The sequence below is a fragment of the uncultured Ruegeria sp. genome, assembly GCF_947497005.1.
GTDB lineage: Bacteria > Pseudomonadota > Alphaproteobacteria > Rhodobacterales > Rhodobacteraceae > Ruegeria.
Genome location: NZ_CANMFF010000019.1, coordinates 38,104 through 56,590 on the forward strand (window position 1 = coordinate 38,104; position 18,487 = coordinate 56,590).

Below are 18,487 nucleotides of genomic sequence, written 5' to 3' on the forward strand. Positions count from 1 at the left end.
GAATCCGATACTGCCCCGGATGATACAATCGTTCCAACTTGGAGGTTGGGTAATTGGTGTCTTCAAATTTAGAACAAAGTCGTAAAACCATTTCTATTGTTTCGCCGTGCTTCAACGAAGAAGACAATGTGGCGAATTGCTATGAAACTGTAAAAGCGATTTTTGAGGAAAATCTGCCGGGCTATAGGTGCGAGCATATCTTTGTCGATAATGCATCCTCCGACCGGACTGTCGAGATCCTGCGTGAGATCGCTGAAAAAGATCAGAATGTGAAGGTTGTCGTAAACGCCCGCAACTTTGGTGTGTTCCGATCTGCCTTCAACGGGTTGCGTTATGCCGAAGGGGATGCCGTGGTCGTCATCCTGCCCGTCGACCTTCAGGACCCGCCGGACATGATCCCGGAGTTCGTGCAGTTATGGGAAAGCGGTTATGATGTGGTGGCGGGTGCCCGCACCACCCGCGAAGAGGGGATCGTGATGCGCGTGGCACGCGGCATCTTCTACACGATCGTCAATCGGCTGTCCGATGTCTGGCTGGAGCCGTCAGTGGGCGAGTTCCAACTTGTCGATCGCAAAGTGCTAAATGCGGTGTTGTCGCATAACGATCACTACCCCTATATCCGCGGCATCATCGCCAGCTGTGGATTTCGCCGCATCATCGTCCCATATGTCTGGCGGGCCCGCAAAAGAGGTGTTTCCAAGCACAATCTGATGGCGCTGACCGATCAGGCGCTGAATGCGATCTTCTCTTTCACACGCGCCCCAATGCGGTTCTGTACGCTCAGCGGGCTGGTGATCGCCACCAGCTGTATTCTGTTCTCTCTCATTTCAGTGGTGTTTTATTTATTCAACCCGGACCTGGCTCCGCGAGGGACCACGACAATCATCGTCGCGCTGTTCTTCCTGTCGGGCATCCAGATGCTGTTTATCGGCATGTTGGGGGAATACATAACCTCGATCCATAATCAGGTGCGGGGCGGCCCGATCGTTACCGAACAGGAGCGCATCAATATCGAAGGTCCCGCACGGGATCCGGCGATTGTCAAAGACGAGCATATGGCATGAACATGCGCTCGGGTCGGGCGATGTGGCTCTGTGCCGGGGGGATGGCCTTATGCGGCAGTTCGGCTTGGGCCGCAGATATTCCGAACAGCAATGCCACACTGACTGAACTGCGCCTTTGGTTTGCAGCCATGGCGATCGCTGCGCTGCTTGTGGTGGGTGTTTTCCGGCAGCGCGGCCAGCTTCTTTTTGGCCTGCTTGGCGCGGCGCTGCTTTTGGGCAGTGCGGCCCGGTTGTGGTTGACCCAGCCCCTTTGGTTCCCACGGCTCGAAATTTCCGCAACCCCCCCGGAGAACCTGATCATGCTGGCGATACTGGCGGGGCAGACGGTGCTGACGGGCTTTGTACTTGTGCGCCCGCAGGGAAGGGCGGCCATAACGGGCCTGATGGCAGAAGCAGGACGGTGGCGGCTGATCCTCTTGCTGGGGCTGGTTGCGGCCTTTTGCGTTTCGGCAACGCCTTATGTGGCTTACGGGTATTATCTGGCCTTCGGTCTGCAGATCGGGATCGGCGGTGCGCTGAACCTTGTGCAGATGGCGACGCTGGTCGCGGCTTTCACCGTTTCCGGGCCTGACCGGGCACCCCGCATTCCGGTTCCGGCCCTGGCGGTCTTTGCGACGCTGGCCAGCGCGGTTCTGGCCTGGGCCGCATTCGACCGCGTGCCTCATGTCGAGGATGAGGTGGCCTATCTGTTTCAGGCGCGCACCTTTGCCGCCGGCGTCCTCGGAAGCCCGGCCCCACCCGAAGCGGCTCAGCCCGCATTGGAATACTACCTTTTCGATATTCGCGGCGATCAGTGGATCGGCGTGCCGGCGCAGGGTTGGGCCATCGTGCTGAGCCTTGGCGTGCTGGCCGGGGTGCCCTGGCTGGTCAACCCTGTGTTGACCGGGGTTTCTGTCTGGCTGGCGCATGGCATCGTGTGCCGGGCTGTCAGTCGCGAACGTGCCGATCTGGTCGCATTGCTGATGGCCACGTCGCCCTGGGTGCTTGCCGTTGGGGGCACGCTGATGGCGCATTCCACAACATTGGTGATGGTGCTGCTGGGATGGTGGTGCCTGCTCAGAGCCGGAGAGGGGTCAACGCGCAGGGACGTCATGCTCGCGCTTGTTGCGGGTTTGGCTTTGGGCTGGGCCTTTGTCACCCGACAGCTTGATGGGTTGATCATAAGCGTTTTGACCGGCCTGTGGTTGCTGCGGCGCCTGCCGGGGGGGATCGGACAGGTGGTCGCCTGTGCATTGGGCGGTGTTCTGTCGGGTGGGGTCTTTTTACTGCTCAACCTGACGATCACCGGAGATGCGCTGCTGACCCCGCAAGCGGATTACCTGAGCCGGTTATGGCCCGACACGCAGAATGCCTATGGGTTTGGTCCCCATGTAGGGCCACCGGCCGAGAGCTGGGGCGCGCTCGATATCTGGGTCGGGCACAGCCCTGCCGAGGGTCTGTTGAATCTGATCAATGGTTTTACCGCGCTCAATTACGAACTTCTGGGCTGGACATTCGGGTCCCTGGTTCCGGTGTGGATTGTGTTCATATGGGGCAAAAAGCTGACCGGGTTCGACCGGGCCATGCTGGTGGTGTTCGCGATTCTTGTGGGGGCACTGTTTTTTTACTGGTTTACGGGCACGTTCTATCTTGGGCCGCGCTACTGGCATACGGCATTGTTGCCGGCGCTGGCCTTGGCGGCGGCCGGGATCGAGACCATCCGGGACCGGTTGCCTGAACAGCATCGCGGCCGTCTGCATTGCGTCATCCTATTGCTGTGCGCGGTGTCTGTTGTCAGTTTCACCCCGTGGCGCGGGGTGTCGAAATACAATGGGTATGGTGGCTATACCGGCGACATAAGACGGCAGGCCGCCGGGCTTGGAAACGCTTTGGTCTTTGTCTCGACACAGGGCGATATCGGGTCTGCGCTTTATCTCAACGACCCGTTCCTGCCCGAGGGCAAACCGATTTTCCTGCGTGATATGGGCCCCGAGCAGAACGCAGCCATCATCGCGGCCTTCCCGGGACGCGAAGCTGTCTATCTGAAGGATAGCGAATAGGCCCGGGGCCTATTCTGCCGCATGCTGATTTTCGCCCGACACGAAGTGGCGCCGGAAATCATTGGCGAACATCGTTCGGGTAAACCGGCCGAGCCCCGAGGCATGTTCGCCAAAGGTTTCGATCCGTGACAGCAGGGTGGTTTTCACCCGTTGATCGACCTGGGTCTGGAATTTGCGGGGCGCGTCGAACTGGTAATCCTGCAGCACGCCTTCATATCCCGAATTCCGCCAGGCCTCGACATCGAAGGACGAGCTCCAGACGGGTTCATGTTCCAGGGTTTCCGAGAAGGGCACATGCAACATCACGGCGCTGTAGTAATTGATGATCGTATCGAGCATCGCGTGCGCTTCGTGGTCGTCCTTGTCCAGAAGGTCGCTGATGGCCCGTTTCAGGAAATCAAGCGCCTCGTCCAGCACGATGAAGCGGCCAATCATCGAGTATTTGCTGAGCAGATTACCCCCCAACTCACCGCTGATCAGGTCATCATAATTGTCCTGCGCCCAGGCGACGCAATCGGCGCGGGATTCAAACAGTTCCTGCTGGTTTTCTTCCAGATACCCGGCCACCGCGTCCCGGAAGGGCTCGGGGGCCTGATCAAGGATCTCCTGCATATGTTTGACGATCAGGAAAGGCCGGATGCCACGGGACCGCGCCAGCCGGAAGGCTTCTTCGAAATTGTCTTCGTAATAGAAGATCGTCAGCAGCAGGTGGAAAACGCGGGTGTCCAGGTAATCCTGGAACGAGAAATTCTCAGACTGCACCACCATTTCCTCGGTTTCGACGACGGTTGGACCGTTATATTGGCCCAGGCATCGGGCAACGACCCGGTGCAGGGTTTTGAACCCGAATTTTTCGCGGCTGTCGGGATTGGCCAGCGGTGCGCCGTGCAGCAGCATCAACTGGTGCGCAGCCACCCGGCTGACACCGGTTTCGATCAGCTGATCGACGGCATCCATGAAGGATTCCCTGGTTTCACCGGGCATGCACAGGATCAGCTCTCCATAGGATTGCATACCCTTTGAATGCAGCTCCTGCTGTACTTCGGCATAGGTATCCAGGCTGATATTGTCGCGTTTGATATTTTTCAGGACTTCCGGATTCAGAGACTGAACCGACGAGGTCATCGGTAACCGGCCCTTGGCCTTGCGCATCACCTTGATGATCCGGTCGCCCCGGTTCTTGCCCGTGGTTGTCCGGATGTATTTGGGCCAGTCGTACCGATCCATCAGATGGCCCAGATAATCGGCCACCTCTTCATCCTGCACGTACATGCCGAAATTGTCGTCAGCAAAACACAGCGGGCTGGCATGGTTGATGCGGGCCACGATGTAATCCAGATCGGCCTTGGTGCGTTCGAACGAGTGGCGGAACACTTTCGAGTTCGATTTCACTGCCGAATTGCAGAAGGCACAGGTGAACGGGCAGCCCCGCGCCAGCTGCATCAGTGCAAACAGGCCGGTGTCAAAGAACTTGTCCATCAGCCCGGCCAGATAGGGCGAGGGGATCTCGTCCAGATCGCGGATACGGGGCGGTTCGTCCCCACGCAGGATCTCTCCGGTTTTGGGGTGGACGTAAAGCGCACCCTCGACCGCTTCTTCCCACATGCCTTCGCGGCGGGCGCCGACATCAATGAAGCGCTGTAGCGTGCTCAGAAAAGCGCGCTCGCCCTCATAGGTGGGGCCGCGTACATGCATGTCGATCTGCGGCATGGTCCGGATCCAGCTGTCCTGTTCGTCTTCGGTCAGTGGAAAGTTGGGGCCACCCATCAGGGTCAGGCTGTCGGGGTTAACTGCCTTGGCATAGTCAGCAAAAGACAGGGCCAGATGGTGGTTCCAGGAATAGCTGGAAAAGCCGATCACATCCGGGGCGGCCGTGTCGATGGCCGTCTTGAGCTCTTTCGGATCACGAAAGATCGCGACTTCGATCGGTGTGGGGCTTTTTGCATGGGCCTGGGCATAGGTCGCAAGATTTCCAACGCCCAATGGGTAAGTGTCCGACGTGGCGGTAACAAGGTTATGTCCAAGATCAGCAAGATAAAGACGCATTGACGATTATCCTTCCAGCACTGGTACCAAATACATTTAACGGTCCATATTCCATTATATCAGATGGACCGGTTGCGGATCGAAATTGTTTTAGTCTGTCGTTTTGAGGCATTATATCAGACCTCCGACTGCCACGGGAAGCGATCGGTCAGCGCCCGGGAAACAAGGATGAAGGCCAGAACGGCAGCAGGTAGAACCAGCAGACCTTGTGCAACGATCGGATGCAGCCCTGCGATCAGAAGAGCTTCGAGCGAAAAGGCGTTGAAACCGTAAACCATGACATAGGCCAGCAGGTAGAAGGGCAATTTCCTGAACCCTTTGGTGTCGAACACAATCCGGGCGTGGGTCATGAAATTCCACGCCACGCCGATGACGAACGAGATCGCAAGAGCCGCCTGTGCCGGCAATCCCGACAGGCTCAGAACAGAAAAAACCGCATACCCAAAGGCCGTATTCACAATACCGACCAGAGCAAAAAGCATGAAGGATTGCTTGCGTAGAAAAGATGAAGATTTCATACGGCCTCCTCCTTTAACCGAAGACACCGGGCGACTCCGGACGGAATGTCATATTGTGGCATAAAACCGGTCTTGTCCCGCAACCGGGTCACGTCCGCTGCCAGCCGGGGCGGGTCATCGGGGGCGCGGGCGATGGCCCCCAGCCGGATCAGATCGGGGTGGTGCATCTGGTTTGCGACCTCTTCAATCAAATCCCGCACCGGGATTGCGACACCGCTGGCAACATTGACCGGACCGGTCAGATCGCTTTCCAGCACGCGCAACAAGGCACGGGCCAGATCATCGACATGCAGGAAATCCCGTTCCTGCCGCCCATCGGTACAATCAACCGGTCGTCCTGCCCCGAGGTTTGAAATCAGATCGCCAAACAGTCGGCCCTGCGGCTCATCCGGCCCGTAGACAAAAAAGATGCGCGCCCATGCCAAGGACAGGCCAAGCGTCTGCTGGCCCGCGCACAGTGCCAGACCGGCCCCGGCCTTGGCCGCCCCATAAAGGGTGCGGGGGCGCAGGGGGCTGGTTTCGGCCAGGTCCGGCACAGACCAATCATATTCGGCACAGCTTCCGGCGCAGACTGCGCGCTGGCCGCCTGTGCGCGCGAATTCCCGCACCAGATGCAGCGTGGCGGCCATCCAGTCCAGATTGGCCGGGGAAGCCCAGCGGTCGCGCGGCCCGTCATGCCAGGCCAGATGAACCAGATGGCTGGCGCGGGCTGTTTCAAGGGCTGTCGTGGTGGCGCTGGGGTCCAGCAGATCGCAGGTGATGTCGTTTGCCGGGTCGCGACCCAGCGTCACCACCTCATGGCCCGCCTCTGTCAGAGCCGGGACTGTCGCGCGCCCGATCAATCCGGTTGCGCCGGTCAGCAGAACCTGTGCCATCAGCTGATCCTGACCTCCGGCACGGCGGTTACGAACCGGGTACCGTGCGCCTTCAGGTCGGACAGTTGATCCGTGACCTCATCCCGGATGTTCCAGGGCAGGATCAGCACGTAATCGGGCGGGGCCTCGCGCAGGGCTTCGACCCCATGCACAGGGATATGGCTGCCAGGCAGCAGCGTGTTCTGCTTGGCCGGGTTGCGGTCAACACAGTAGGAAATCAGATCGGGGCCGATCCCGGCATAGTTCAGCAGCGTGTTGCCCTTGGCAGCCGCCCCATAAGCGGCAACCGTGTCGCCCCGGGCCTTTGTCGCACGCAGGAAGGCGAGCAACCCGTCGCGCAGCGCTTCGACCTGCGTGGTGAAATTCATGTAGCCTTCTGGCTGGTCGAACCGGGCTGCCGCCTCATCGGCGCGGACCTTGGCCAGACCGGGCCCTTCGGGGTGGCTGGCATCCTCAAGGCAGGCGAACACCCGCAGCGAACCGCCATGGGTGGGCAGTTCTTCGACGTCGAAGACGCGCAGGCCCGCTTTGGCAAAGACCTTCTCGACCGCCAGCAGCGACAGATAGGAATAATGTTCGTGATAGATCGTGTCGAACTGCACTTCGTTGATCAGGTTCAGAAGGTGCGGGAATTCGACCGTATAGACCGCATCACCCGTCAGCAGGGTGGCGATTCCGGTGACGAAATCGTTGATATCGGGCACATGTGCCAGCACATTGGCCGATGCGATCAGGGACGGAGGTTTCTCGGTCTCGGCCACCTTCCGGGCCAGTGCCTCGCCAAAGTAATCGACCAGCGTGCGCACGCCTTTTTCTTCGGCCGCTGCCGCCACGCTGCCCGAAGGCTCGATCCCCAGAACCGGGATGCCTTTCTCGACGAAATACTGCAGCAGATATCCGTCATTCGAGGCGATCTCGATCACCAGATCATCTGGTCCCAGATCAAGCCGGTCGACCATCTTTTCGACATAGGCCTTGGCATGGGCCAGCCAGCTGTCCGAATAGCTGGAGAAATAGGCGTAATCGGCATTGAAAATCTCGTCCGCCGGTACCGCATCTTCGACCTGCACCAGATAGCAGTCGTTGCAGACCCAGGCATGCAGCGGATATCGCGGACAGGCCGTGCCCGCGCGCTCGGGCGGGACATAGGAATTGGCTAGCGGTGAAAGCCCCAGATCGACCAGCGTCTGGGTCAGGGCTGCGCCACAGCTCCGGCAAGCGGGGTGTGTCATTGCGGCATCCTCCAGCGCAGATCCTCGCTCAGCGTGCCAGTGCGGATATGCTCTTCGAGCGCTTTCAACCGCATCAGCGGGGATGACCTGAAATCGGCGTCGCCAAAGTTGATATCGTTCAGCAATTGCAACAGATCCCGGATGGTGCCTTCAAGCGTCTGAACCGGCTGATGTTCGGGTGCCAGTTGTTTGTAGAGCGAAAAGTCGACCTTGTACGACCGGTTGTCGGGTGAGGCATCGGGATTGATCGAATAGCTGGCCCCGGGGACCGCTTCGGCCACGGCCTGCGCCAGATCGCGGATCTGGTAATTCCACACATCCGACCCGGCATTTACCGCCAGCCACTGGCCCCCGGCATCCTCGGTCCGGGTGATCGCCCAGTCGATGGCCCGCGCCATGTCGCGGACATCGATCAGTGGCCGCCACGGGCTGCCATCGCTGAGCACGGTGATCTTGCCTGCGGTGGTGGCGCAGGCGGCAAAGTCGTTCAGCACCAGGTCCAGCCGCAGCCGGGGCGACGGCCCGCAGGCGGTGGCAAAACGCAACGCGGTGCGCAGCATCCCGGGCGTATCCATGGCCTCAAGCGCGCGCTCGGTCCCGATTTTGCTGCGGGCATAAGCGGTCAGCGGGTTCAGGGGCGCATCCTCGGATCGCGCATCGCCTTCGGCGAAGCCATAGACCGAGCAGCTGGAGGCAAACACAAAGCGTGATACTCCGGCTTCGGCGGCCAGATGTGCCGCCTGGACGATGGCGACCTGATTGATCTCGGTGGTGACGGTTTCGAACCGCGCGCCCATCGGATCGTTCGAGATGGCGGCCAACGCAACAACCGCATCGGCCCCCTGAAACAGCGAGGCGTCAATGTCACGAATATCCGCGATGATCTGCTGGTTCAGAACCCGTTCGGGCCACGCATCATGTGTGGTCAGCCGGTCCGAGAAAAATCCGGGGTCAAGGCCGATCAGATTGGCGTTGGGGTAAGATTTCCGCAAGGCCGCCGCCACGACCGGGCCAATATAGCCCAGATTGCCAAGCAGGATAATTTTCGGAGCCGAACCCAGCGTCATTCCCAGACCTTCCATGGAGCATTGCCTTCCTGCCAGCGCGCTTCAAGCTGCCGCCGGTCGCGGAGCGTATCCATCGGCTGCCAGAAGCCTTTATGGCGGAACGCCATCAGATCGCCGTCTGCGGCCAGGGTTTCAAGCGGGGCGCGTTCCCAGATCGCGCCGTCCTCGTCCAGCAGTTCAGCAACCGAAGGATGCAGCACGAAGAACCCGCCATTGATAAAACCACCATCCCCGCCCGGCTTTTCGGCAAAGCGTTCGATCTGGTCGCCAGCCAGCTCCAGCGCGCCAAAACGCCCCGGCGGTACGACTGCCGTCAGAGTGGCGCGTTTGCCGTGGCTCTTGTGGAAGGCAACCAGCGAACTGACATCAATATTCCCGACCCCGTCGCCATAGGTCATGCAAAAGGCCTCTTCATCCTTGAGCAGATGCATGACACGGCGCAGCCGCCCTCCGGTCTGGCTGTCCTCGCCGGTGTCGACCAGTGTCACGCGCCAGGGTTCCGATTTGCTGTTTGCAATCTCAAGCCCGCCATTGGCCAGATCGATCGTGACGTCCGAGCTGTGCAGAAAGAAATTCGCGAAGTATTCCTTGATCACGTAGCCCTTGTAGCCGAGGCAGACGATGAAATCCGTGATGCCGTGGGTCGCGTAGATTTTCATGATATGCCAGATGATCGGTTTGCCGCCGATCTCGACCATGGGCTTTGGAATCTTGACGGTTTCTTCGCTGAGCCGGGTTCCTAAGCCACCGGCCAGAATAACGCATTTCATCAAATTGCTCCCTCGTTAACAACGAGACTGGCTACCAATTCACTCGTTTTAACCCAGACCCGATATATCTGAGCTTTTCTAAACATTCGCATGCATTAGGACGGCAGCACTGCCATCGTGTCAAGATTCACAGGACGACGAGTCATGAGGCGCTGAATTTCCTGATGCTCTGGCGCTCAACCATGCACAATGCGAGAAAAGTCACAGCATTGTTGATGCGCCCTTTCGGCCCGCCAATACAGTGAAGGACATCACAGAGGCAGCGTAAAAAAACGGTCATGCTTCAAGTGAAGCCCGTCGTATCAGAGATGTGCGGGTCTGAAGTATGTTTTATTTCCGGGGAGGTATTTTGACAGGGCTGTGCTGGTCAGAAATCATCGTTATGATTCAGGGTATTGAGGAAAGCGTAAACTGTTTTCGGCCGTGTGTAAGACCAACGGTTCCGCAAAGTCGGAACCGGCTTTCGGGACAGGCGATCCGGTTCGGGTCTGTCATCAATTTGCACAAAGAGGCGCGGGTGCGGTTCGTCAAACCGGATGGCTGGTTCTTCTGCGCAGAGGGAATGGACCTCAAAGCGCAGAAGCCCTGTTTCAGGAAGTGACAGGATTTTGTTGTGAATCCCAGAGAACCTCTTGTAGCCTTAGGTCAGTGTTTTGGTATGGGTGTTAGTCATTTGAAAAAAGATATTGTTCCCGTTGTCGTCATTGGTGGTGGCCCCGCAGGGCTGACAGCAGCCTATGAACTTCAGAAACTGAGCGATACACATGTTCCCCGGGTCTTTGAGGCCTCGGACATGGTTGGTGGCATCTCGCGTACCGAAACGCATAAGGGCTACCGCTTTGACATTGGCGGCCACCGGTTTTTTACCAAGGTGCGCGAAGTCGAGGATATGTGGCACGAGGTGATGGGGGATGATTTCATCACCGTACAACGTCTGAGCCGCATCTTCTATCGCAACAAGTTCTACGATTACCCGCTGCGTATCTTCAACGCTCTTGGCAATATTGGCCCTTACGAGACGTATAAGATTGTCGGCAGCTTCATCAAATGGAAGCTGCGGCCGAAGCCGCAGGAAGACACGTTCGAAGAATGGGTAATCAACCGTTTCGGCGGACGGCTCTACATGCATTTCTTCCACAGCTATACAAAGAAGGTCTGGGGTATTCCGCCGTCGGAAATCCGCGCCGACTGGGCCGCGCAGCGGATCAAGAACCTGTCCTTGCCCAAGGCGGTCTGGAACGCGATTTCCGGGGCCAATGACACGGCCAGCCTGATCGAGGAATTCCAATATCCCCGTCTGGGGCCCGGTATGATGTGGGAAAAGACCCGCGATCTGATCGGGGAAAAGGGCGGTTCGGTCGAAACCCATTCCGAAGTGATCCAGGTGAACCGCGATGGCAATCGCGTCACCTCGATCGATGTGCGCCACTGGACCGAGGATGGCGAAAAGCACACCGAGCGGGTGGAGGGCGCAGAGTTCATCAACTCGATGGCGGTGCGCGATCTGATCCACGCTTTTGATCCGCCGCCGCCGCCCGAAGTTGTCGAGGCGGCAGACCGTCTGCGGTATCGTGACTTCCTGATCGTGACCCTGATCCTGGATCACGCAGACCCGTTCCCGGACAACTGGATTTACATCCACAGCCCGCAGGTGAAGGTTGGCCGTATCCAGAATTTCCGGGCTTGGTCCGCAGAAATGCTGCCCGATCAGAACACCGCCTCGATCGGGATGGAGTATTTCTGCCAGAAGGGTGACGGGTTGTGGTCGTCAAGCGACGAAGACCTCAGGCATCTTGCCAGTGAAGAGCTTGAAAAGCTTGGTCTGGCCAAGGCCAGCGATGTCATCGATCACGCAGTTATCCGGCAGCCCAAGGCTTATCCGGTCTATGACAGCGAATACAAGGACGCCCTGGACACGGTCAGCGACTGGCTGAAGACGTTGGAAAACTTCCAGACTGTGGGTCGCAATGGTTTGCACCGCTACAACAACCAAGATCATTCAATGCTGTCGGCGATGTACGCGGCGCGCAATATCCTGGGCGAAAATCATGACGTCTGGGATGTCAATGTTGAGCGCTCTTATCACGAAGAGTTTGAATCCAAGCCCAAGAAGAAGGCTGCCCCGCAAACAGCCGTCCGCAAAAGCACGGCTCTCTGAGGAGGGGCGGCCTTCAATTGCGGACCGCCGCGCCTACAGGTTTTTTGACCGGGGCGGGTTTGGGGCGGAATCTGTCCGGCCGGATGCTGACATGATCGCGTAATCTGCTGATTTCGCGATCTTCGTCCTGGTGATCCAGCCGGCATCGCAGCCACACCTCGGTCAACAGAAGCCGTAACCGAAGGTCCGGGCTGGCCTCTTCAATTGTCTCTGCTACCTGTGCTCGGGTCAGGCTGAAAAGATCCCCCAGATGGGCATTTCTGAAGTAATCCGGTCGGATATCAAGTCGCTGAAACACCGTCGTCCAGAAGCCGATCTTGATGCGCTGGCTCAGGTTGTTGGGGATATAGCGGTTGGCAACTTCCCGGACCACCCATTTATCGCGGATAAAGGGATGGGCCTTTTCAAAAACGAACGGAGATCTTCTGAGTTTGTAGCGCGTTGGCAGATTGACCCCAAAACGGGCAACCTGGGTGTCCAGAAACGGGAACCGCGCTTCGATTCCGGCAGCCATGCCCATTGTATCGTTGCGATGTAAAAGCGTCCGCAGATGGTGGTGCATGTAATCCAGCGACCATTGTCTGCCATTTTCCTGAAATTTGCGAGGCAGCTGTGCCAGGCTATTGGTCACAGCCAGCTTATCACTCGCCATCTCGCGACCATTCAGGATGTTGCGGACGCTTTCCATGTTTCCGATCCGGTCAGGCGCCAGGATCGGACCAATCCCCGGCAGGGCCCGTATCGCCGAGGCCAGCCCTCCGATCATCCGGTCATACCCATCTGTCAGGCGCTTTCGGCCAAGCCACGGGTAGCCCAGAAACAGCTCATCCGACCCTTCGCCGGACAACAGTCCCTTGATCCCCGAATCCGCCGCGAGCTGGGCGATCATCATCAGCGGCGCGCAATTGGGATGATAGGAAAACGGGTATTCGTAGTGGCGCATCACACGCGGTATCATGTCGACGAAATCCTGCTCTTCGGCTTCCACGACATGCAGATCAAGTTTCAGGCTTTTGGCCAGTTCCGAGGCCGCGTTCACCTCGCTCCAGGCCCCTTTCACATTGGCGTGGAACAGGGCGATGTTCTGATGCTGGGCCGCTGCGATGGCGACGATCAGGGATGAATCCACCCCACCTGAACAAAACGCGCCAACCGGTGCATCCGCGAATAAATGCGAGGCCACGGATTTATGCATGAGATCCGCATATTCATCGACGATATCCGCAGCCGACAGGCCATCAAGACGGGCCATTTCATCGGGGTCGAGAAAATCGGTCAAGTGGAAGAAAGACGAGATGTCGATATTGCCTGATCCGTCATGCCACAGATAGGTGCCGGGTGTCAGACTGCGGATCCCCTGATAGAAGGTCGGGCCGCTGGTCGGGCCACCGAATTTCATCAGGTAAGCCGCGATCGAGTCGACATTGGGCTGCAGGGTTATCCAGGGCTCGAAGGCCTTGATTTCTGAACCGAACAGAAAGGCGGGGCCTTGCTCGGTCATACCTTGCATCCAATAGAGAGGCTTCATGCCGAACCGGTCCCGGGCCAGCAGAACCCGGTGTGTCTGTCGGTCGATAAAGGCAAGCCCGAACATGCCATCGAACCGGGCAAGCGCGTCTTCGCCCCATTGGATCAGGCTGTGCAGCACCACTTCGGTGTCCGAGGTTGTGCGGAACGGAACACCCAATGCCTCAAGCTCGGAACGCAGGGTTCTGAAATTGTAGACTTCACCATTGTAGACAAGGATGTAACGCCCGGTCGGATCCGCAAATGGCTGGTCCGACCGGGTGTCGGTATCAACCAGAGACAGACGCTGGTGGGCTAGGCCAAGGCCGGGCTCGCTCAGAATTTTGCTGGCATCGGGGCCGCGGTGCCGAATGGCGAAGCCACTTTGACGAAGCCGTGTGACATCAGGAGACGAGCTTGTATTCTCTGGGAAGATTCCAAACAGACCGCACATCCGGCACCTCAAATCGTTAAAACTAAATTTCCATTCCGGAAACGGATCGCTTTCGACAACCGATCAGGTGAAATATATAAAAGCGGGGGTGAACGGTGCATGTCGGGTCTTGTCATGCTGTGTTCATGTTTGGGCCGTTTGTCCCGTATGAGGGTTTATGAAGGTACTGGTTGCGGAAGATGACGATACACTGGGCGGTGATCTTGAACGTTTGCTGCGTGCCCGGGGTGATATCGTAAGACTGTCAGGAAACGGCAATGACGTGCTGTTTCTGGGAGAGACCGAGGATTGGGATGCAATCGTGCTGGATCTGGGGCTGCCGGGGCTGGACGGGTTGTCGATCCTGCGGGAATGGCGCAGCCGAAATGTGGCCGCGCCGGTTCTGATCCTGTCGGCGCGTGACAGCTGGAACGATATCGTTTCCGGATTGCGCAGCGGGGCTGATGATTACCTGTCAAAGCCGTTTCATTCGGAAGAGCTTCTGGCGCGGCTTGAAGCTCTGGTGCGCCGTGCAAGCGGGCGCGGTACACCCTCGATCAATGTCGGAGATCTCTCGGTTCTGCCGGATGAAAAAGCCGCCTTTTTCAAGGGGCGCGGCGTGTCGCTGACCGCTTTCGAGTTTCGGGCGCTGGAGCATCTCGCCCGGCATGCGGGATCTGTCGTCAGCCGGGCAGATCTGATCGAACATATCTATGCCGAGGATATGGATCTGCAATCAAACGTCATTGATGTCCTTGTCTCACGTTTGCGGCGGAAAACTTCGGCGGGGATGGTGGAAACCGTGCGGGGGCATGGGTATCGGATTCCGGTAGATGACGCATAATTGGGCCACGATCCCCCGTCGCGTTTCGATTGCCACGATCGCGATCTGCTGCGCCATATTGGGTATCGGGGCCATGATCTGCATTCAGGTCTATCGAGCTCATGAAATCGGCGAAATGGACTTACTGCTTGGGCAGGACCTGTTGATCGAAGCCAGACGGATCGCCTATGACGGGGCACGGGCTGAAATACTCCAGAGCGTCGGGCAAAGCCCTTACGATCTGACCAGTGAGCAATGGTTCTGGCAACTGACGCGCGACGGGTCTGACGAAATCCTGATTCAATCCCCGTCTCTTGGTCCTGTTACCGCAGAAAGCCGGGTTCTGGCTGTCCCGGAAGCCGGAGGGAATTTTGTCATCCCGGGCGGAGATGTTCTGCGCGGAAAGCGGGCTGCGTTCCCCGGGGCGGAACCGGATGAGGCATTGACCTTCCGGATTGCGGCTCCGCTGATGCATGTCACGGAAGAGATCCGCCGGGCGGGAAAACTGATTGCATTGATTTTCTTTGGCCTTGCCATGTTGGTTTCGGTTTCGGTTTACATCACCGTGAACAGGGGGCTGGTGCCGCTCAAGCGGCTCAGCAAATCTGTAAAGGCCATGCGCAAAAGCGACACCATCATAGACGATCAGAAATGGCCCCCCGATCTGGTTCCCGTGGTTGAGGAATTGCGCGAGCTGCACTGGCGCAACGGTACGATCATCGAGAAACACCGTCGAAAAAATGCAGAACTGGCTCATGGCCTGAAAACGCCGCTGGCGGCATTGGCGCGCGTCGCCGAAGAGCTTGAGGGAGACAGAGGAGAACAGATAACGGATCTTGTGGGGCGTATGACCGGTGTGATCAAACGCAACCTCAGCCGTGCCCGTACCGAACGCCCCTATGGAAAATCCTCTCCGGTGCACGCCAGCGCCGAAGATGTGACGTTTGCGCTTGGCATCACATTTCGAAACAGAATGCCGGGTATCGAAAACAGTATAGACGCCGGAACCATCTTTTGGGGTGAAGAGGCCGATATTCAGGAGATTTTGGGCAATCTGCTTGAAAACGCCTGTCTCTGGGCCAAAAGCCGTGTGCGCATATCCGTCGCAACACCCGAACCGGGCATGTTCACTCTGAGTGTCGAGGATGACGGCCCCGGCATGGGGACGGGTAAATCAGAGGTTCCGGCCCGGAAAGACGGCAATGATGAGCCCGAAGGGCATGGGCTGGGGCTTTTGATTGTGCAGGATATCGCGGAGCTTTACGGCGGATCCGTCAATATCGGGACATCCTCTCTGGGTGGTGCGCGCGTTTCGGTAACGCTGCCCGGGCAAATCGAAGCTTACAGAAAATCCGGAACGCGGCCCCTCAAAGGAAACTTACGCAGGACAAATTGATCGGTTTACCCGGTTTTCGGCAGGTGAAACCGGACAGGCTAACTGCGCCTGACCGATAAGTTCTGTCGTCTTCCCAGCATGTGATATTCGAACAGGCACCAGACATAGATGGTGGCCGAGTAGACGTAATAGACCTGATGGTAGAGCAGACATTTGAACGCAAACCACGGCCCGTCATGCCCGGACATGGCGCGGACCAGATCGAGATTGGCGACAAAGGCCGCAGCCAGTAACACAAAAGGCAAAGGCCAGCTTCCGGGCCAGAACGGCAGGGCCAGAAGCGACAGCAACAGCAGCCCGGCAATTGCGGCCCGTGCGCGTTCAGCCATTGAGGTGTTCAGGTCATCCGTCAGCCCCTCGCGCGAGATCATCAGCCGGGCCCAGGGCAGGGCGCGACAGAAGATATCCGTGCTCAGGCTGTTGCGGATGGTCCAGACTTTCAGATGCTTGCCCTGCAAAAGCGGCTCGACCAGGATGCGGCGACCGGTGCCCGCGATCCGATAGCCCAGTTCGATATCCTCGATCGAGGGGACCTCATAGGTTTTCACGTCGAACCCGCCAACCTCAAGAAACACATCGCGCCGGATGGCGCCGCACCCGGCCCAGAAGGTGCGCGCCTCGCGGCGGGCGCGCTGATGGTGATAGCGATGCAGAAGGTTCTTGTAGCGTGAAAACCAGGCCTGCCCGTCCGGAGCATCGTCATAAGATCCGAACACGGCGCCTACATTGTCTTCGGACATCGCCCGGCGAATATGGTCCGGCCCGTCCGGCCAGGCGATGACATCGGAATCCACAAACCACAGAATATCGCCCGTGGCCTGCTGCGCCGCCAGATTGCGGGCGGCACCTGGGCCGCCATTGACCGGGGTGGTCAGAACGGTCGCGCCCATTTCCCGGGCCAGCGCCGCGGTGCCGTCCGGGGACTGGTCATCCACCACCAGAACCTGCTGTACCTGCCCGGTATTCAGCATTTCAATCAATGGCGGCAAAACGCGCGGCAGCAGATGTTCGGCGTTATAGGCGGGCATGACCACGCTGATGGAAGGGGATTGATCTGACATCACGGGGCTTCTCCGGCCGTATCTTGCGGCGCTGATGAACGTTGAACAAGAAAAAGAAAGGCGGCCGTAAAGGGCAATAACCACATCACGCGGGCGCCATATCGGTCTGCGGGTTGCGAGACCCCGCCACAGACCAGTGCGTTGACTGCGATTCCGATCAGGATGAACAGCGCAAACAGCTTCATGTCCCGCGATACACGACCCGGCCGGAGCAAAACAAAGACGATAAAGGCAAAAGACACGGCATAGATCACGCCATGCACGATATCGATGGTTTCGATCCAGGCCCTGTCCCGAGATAACAAACCGCCCTGCAACATATCGGGCCGCGTGTCTTCCATTCTGGCCAGCCAGCGGGCGTTTTCCAGCTCCACATCTGTCGGGATCGTCATGGTGATGCTATGGCGCAATACCTGATGATAGCCGTTTCTGGCCAATGCGAAAGACGTCGCAATCGGTCTGGACAGGAAGACCGCCTTGGCAAAGTCCTGCTGCGCCAGCGCCACCTGTTTTTGCTCTTCCGGCGACAGCAGCCGGAATGATCCCAACCGGGAGGAGCGCTCGAAAATGATATGGGATGGGGTCAGTCTGTAAGGGTCATCCGACCATGAAAGCGCCTCATACAGCGCGCAGGTCGGTATATCTGCATCCGGGCAGACATCACTCAGATAATCCATCCCCGGCCCGTCAACGATGAGCCGGGCGGTGATATGCGGCGTATAGACGACCTCTTTGTTGGTAGCGATTTCCACGGTGACCTGAAACGCCTTACGCTCGGCCAGTGCCAGTGCCAGAACCATCATCATCAGGATCGTTGCACGCCAGCGCCGCGATCGTTTCTCGCTGAGCGCTGCCAAAGCCACAAAGGGGATCATCAACGCTGCAACCGCCAGATGAGACGGGTGCAGAAGTGCGCTGAACAGGGCCAGAGCGGATATCAGCAAAAGCTCCCAGGTCTGCATTATCCGCCCAAAAGCCGTCAGTGAGGCAATCACGATCAGCAACACCGGGGCAAAAATATCCGGCATCATATAGGCGATGTAAAACGGCAAAGAGGTGCTGGCCGCCGCCAGAAGGGGGATTGCGGTCATCAGCATTGTGTTCTGGGTGCCGTCCAGAGATTGGCCGGCCGTCCGGGCCAGCAACCAGACCGCAAAAAACGTGGCAGCCAGATGGATGATCGGAACAGCGTAAAGGGCGTCGGCGCGAAAAAACGCAGCTATGATGAGGCCATAGATCAGCGAGCGGGAGCCGGTTGCAGTCCCGTCATCATCTGCGGTGTACGTGCCGCCCGTCGTGGTGGTCTCGTTCACCGGCGGCAGCAGGCTGTTCAGGGCCACGCTGCCCTGTCGAATGTAACTGCCTGTGTCAAAGTAATAGAGCGGACCGCCGTTGATCAGAAACACGGACAGACAGGCAAGACCCGCCAGTACGACCAGCAGGACCGACCGGGTCTGCCAGGACAGCTTGTCTGAGGGCATCGATACGCTCATGTCGTT

14 protein-coding genes are annotated in these 18,487 nt (G+C 58.3%); 5 read left to right on the forward strand and 9 right to left on the reverse strand.

Features of this window, described 5'->3' with window-relative positions; genetic code table 11:
- The first annotated feature begins 56 nt into the window (after positions 1-56).
- Both Q0816_RS21180 and Q0816_RS21185 read left to right on the forward strand, forming a co-directional pair.
- Positions 57-1,064 (forward strand): glycosyltransferase family 2 protein, encoded by a 1,008-nt coding sequence (locus Q0816_RS21180; RefSeq protein ID WP_298854365.1) that lies wholly within the window; start codon positions 57-59, stop codon positions 1,062-1,064.
- Complete coding sequence (locus tag Q0816_RS21185; RefSeq protein ID WP_298854367.1) at positions 1,061-3,103, forward strand: hypothetical protein; 2,043 nt, start codon at positions 1,061-1,063, stop codon at positions 3,101-3,103. Before Q0816_RS21180 ends, Q0816_RS21185 begins: the two co-directional genes overlap by 4 nt.
- Positions 3,104-3,112: 9 nt before the next feature.
- On the opposite strand, the gene Q0816_RS21190 is transcribed toward Q0816_RS21185, so the two are convergent.
- The 6 genes from Q0816_RS21190 to rfbF form a co-directional block, all read right to left on the reverse strand.
- The gene (locus Q0816_RS21190; protein WP_298854369.1) at positions 3,113-5,149 is read right to left on the reverse strand and encodes a B12-binding domain-containing radical SAM protein; all 2,037 of its coding nucleotides are present in this window, start codon (positions 5,147-5,149) and stop codon (positions 3,113-3,115) included.
- 116 nt (positions 5,150-5,265) lie between these two features.
- A complete protein-coding gene (locus Q0816_RS21195; RefSeq protein WP_298854371.1) occupies positions 5,266-5,667 on the reverse strand; it encodes a GtrA family protein in 402 nt (133 codons plus the stop codon).
- Complete coding sequence (locus Q0816_RS21200; RefSeq protein WP_298854373.1) at positions 5,664-6,542, reverse strand: NAD(P)-dependent oxidoreductase; 879 nt, start codon at positions 6,540-6,542, stop codon at positions 5,664-5,666. Before Q0816_RS21200 ends, Q0816_RS21195 begins: the two co-directional genes overlap by 4 nt.
- Positions 6,542-7,774: a class I SAM-dependent methyltransferase gene (locus Q0816_RS21205; protein ID WP_298854375.1), complete on the reverse strand. Its 1,233-nt coding sequence runs from the start codon at positions 7,772-7,774 to the stop codon at positions 6,542-6,544. Before Q0816_RS21205 ends, Q0816_RS21200 begins: the two co-directional genes overlap by 1 nt.
- Positions 7,771-8,856 carry an NAD(P)-dependent oxidoreductase gene (locus tag Q0816_RS21210; RefSeq protein ID WP_298854377.1) on the reverse strand — a complete coding sequence of 362 codons (1,086 nt, stop codon included), beginning with the start codon at positions 8,854-8,856 and terminating at the stop codon, positions 7,771-7,773. The genes Q0816_RS21205 and Q0816_RS21210 overlap by 4 nt, the downstream gene beginning before the upstream one ends.
- The gene (rfbF, locus tag Q0816_RS21215; protein ID WP_298854380.1) at positions 8,838-9,611 is read right to left on the reverse strand and encodes a glucose-1-phosphate cytidylyltransferase; all 774 of its coding nucleotides are present in this window, start codon (positions 9,609-9,611) and stop codon (positions 8,838-8,840) included. Before rfbF ends, Q0816_RS21210 begins: the two co-directional genes overlap by 19 nt.
- Positions 9,612-10,284: 673 nt before the next feature.
- Between rfbF and Q0816_RS21220 the strand changes: the two genes are divergently transcribed.
- Positions 10,285-11,769 (forward strand): NAD(P)/FAD-dependent oxidoreductase, encoded by a 1,485-nt coding sequence (locus Q0816_RS21220; RefSeq protein ID WP_298854382.1) that lies wholly within the window; start codon positions 10,285-10,287, stop codon positions 11,767-11,769.
- Positions 11,770-11,782: 13 nt separating this feature from the next.
- Here Q0816_RS21220 and asnB read toward each other — a convergent pair whose 3' ends face one another.
- Complete coding sequence (gene asnB, locus Q0816_RS21225) at positions 11,783-13,729, reverse strand: asparagine synthase (glutamine-hydrolyzing) (RefSeq protein ID WP_298854384.1); 1,947 nt, start codon at positions 13,727-13,729, stop codon at positions 11,783-11,785.
- Positions 13,730-13,886: 157 nt separating this feature from the next.
- On the opposite strand from asnB, the gene Q0816_RS21230 reads away from it, so the two are divergent.
- Positions 13,887-14,552 carry a response regulator transcription factor gene (locus Q0816_RS21230; protein WP_298854386.1) on the forward strand — a complete coding sequence of 222 codons (666 nt, stop codon included), beginning with the start codon at positions 13,887-13,889 and terminating at the stop codon, positions 14,550-14,552.
- Complete coding sequence (locus Q0816_RS21235; protein WP_298854388.1) at positions 14,542-15,927, forward strand: sensor histidine kinase; 1,386 nt, start codon at positions 14,542-14,544, stop codon at positions 15,925-15,927. The genes Q0816_RS21230 and Q0816_RS21235 overlap by 11 nt, the downstream gene beginning before the upstream one ends.
- 38 nt (positions 15,928-15,965) lie before the next feature.
- Here Q0816_RS21235 and Q0816_RS21240 read toward each other — a convergent pair whose 3' ends face one another.
- On the reverse strand, positions 15,966-16,988 hold the full coding sequence (locus tag Q0816_RS21240; RefSeq protein ID WP_298854390.1) for a glycosyltransferase: 1,023 nt from the start codon (positions 16,986-16,988) through the stop codon (positions 15,966-15,968).
- Positions 16,988-18,481, reverse strand: coding sequence for a hypothetical protein (locus Q0816_RS21245; RefSeq protein ID WP_298854392.1), 1,494 nt, complete (start codon positions 18,479-18,481; stop codon positions 16,988-16,990). The genes Q0816_RS21240 and Q0816_RS21245 overlap by 1 nt, the downstream gene beginning before the upstream one ends.
- Positions 18,482-18,487 lie beyond the last annotated feature (6 nt).

Excerpts from the sequence above, each read along its gene's own strand:
- Q0816_RS21185 (WP_298854367.1), top strand. The coding sequence starts at position 1,061 with ATGAACATGCGCTCGGGTCGGGCGATGTGGCTCTGTGCCGGGGGGATG.
- Q0816_RS21190 (WP_298854369.1), bottom strand. The coding sequence starts at position 5,149 with ATGCGTCTTTATCTTGCTGATCTTGGACATAACCTTGTTACCGCCACG.
- Q0816_RS21195 (WP_298854371.1), bottom strand. The coding sequence starts at position 5,667 with ATGAAATCTTCATCTTTTCTACGCAAGCAATCCTTCATGCTTTTTGCT.
- Q0816_RS21200 (WP_298854373.1), bottom strand. The coding sequence starts at position 6,542 with ATGGCACAGGTTCTGCTGACCGGCGCAACCGGATTGATCGGGCGCGCG.
- Q0816_RS21205 (WP_298854375.1), bottom strand. The coding sequence starts at position 7,774 with ATGACACACCCCGCTTGCCGGAGCTGTGGCGCAGCCCTGACCCAGACG.
- Q0816_RS21210 (WP_298854377.1), bottom strand. The coding sequence starts at position 8,856 with ATGGAAGGTCTGGGAATGACGCTGGGTTCGGCTCCGAAAATTATCCTG.
- rfbF (WP_298854380.1), bottom strand. The coding sequence starts at position 9,611 with ATGAAATGCGTTATTCTGGCCGGTGGCTTAGGAACCCGGCTCAGCGAA.
- asnB (WP_298854384.1), bottom strand. The coding sequence starts at position 13,729 with ATGTGCGGTCTGTTTGGAATCTTCCCAGAGAATACAAGCTCGTCTCCT.
- Q0816_RS21230 (WP_298854386.1), top strand. The coding sequence starts at position 13,887 with ATGAAGGTACTGGTTGCGGAAGATGACGATACACTGGGCGGTGATCTT.
- Q0816_RS21235 (WP_298854388.1), top strand. The coding sequence starts at position 14,542 with ATGACGCATAATTGGGCCACGATCCCCCGTCGCGTTTCGATTGCCACG.
- Q0816_RS21240 (WP_298854390.1), bottom strand. The coding sequence starts at position 16,988 with ATGTCAGATCAATCCCCTTCCATCAGCGTGGTCATGCCCGCCTATAAC.
- Q0816_RS21245 (WP_298854392.1), bottom strand. The coding sequence starts at position 18,481 with ATGAGCGTATCGATGCCCTCAGACAAGCTGTCCTGGCAGACCCGGTCG.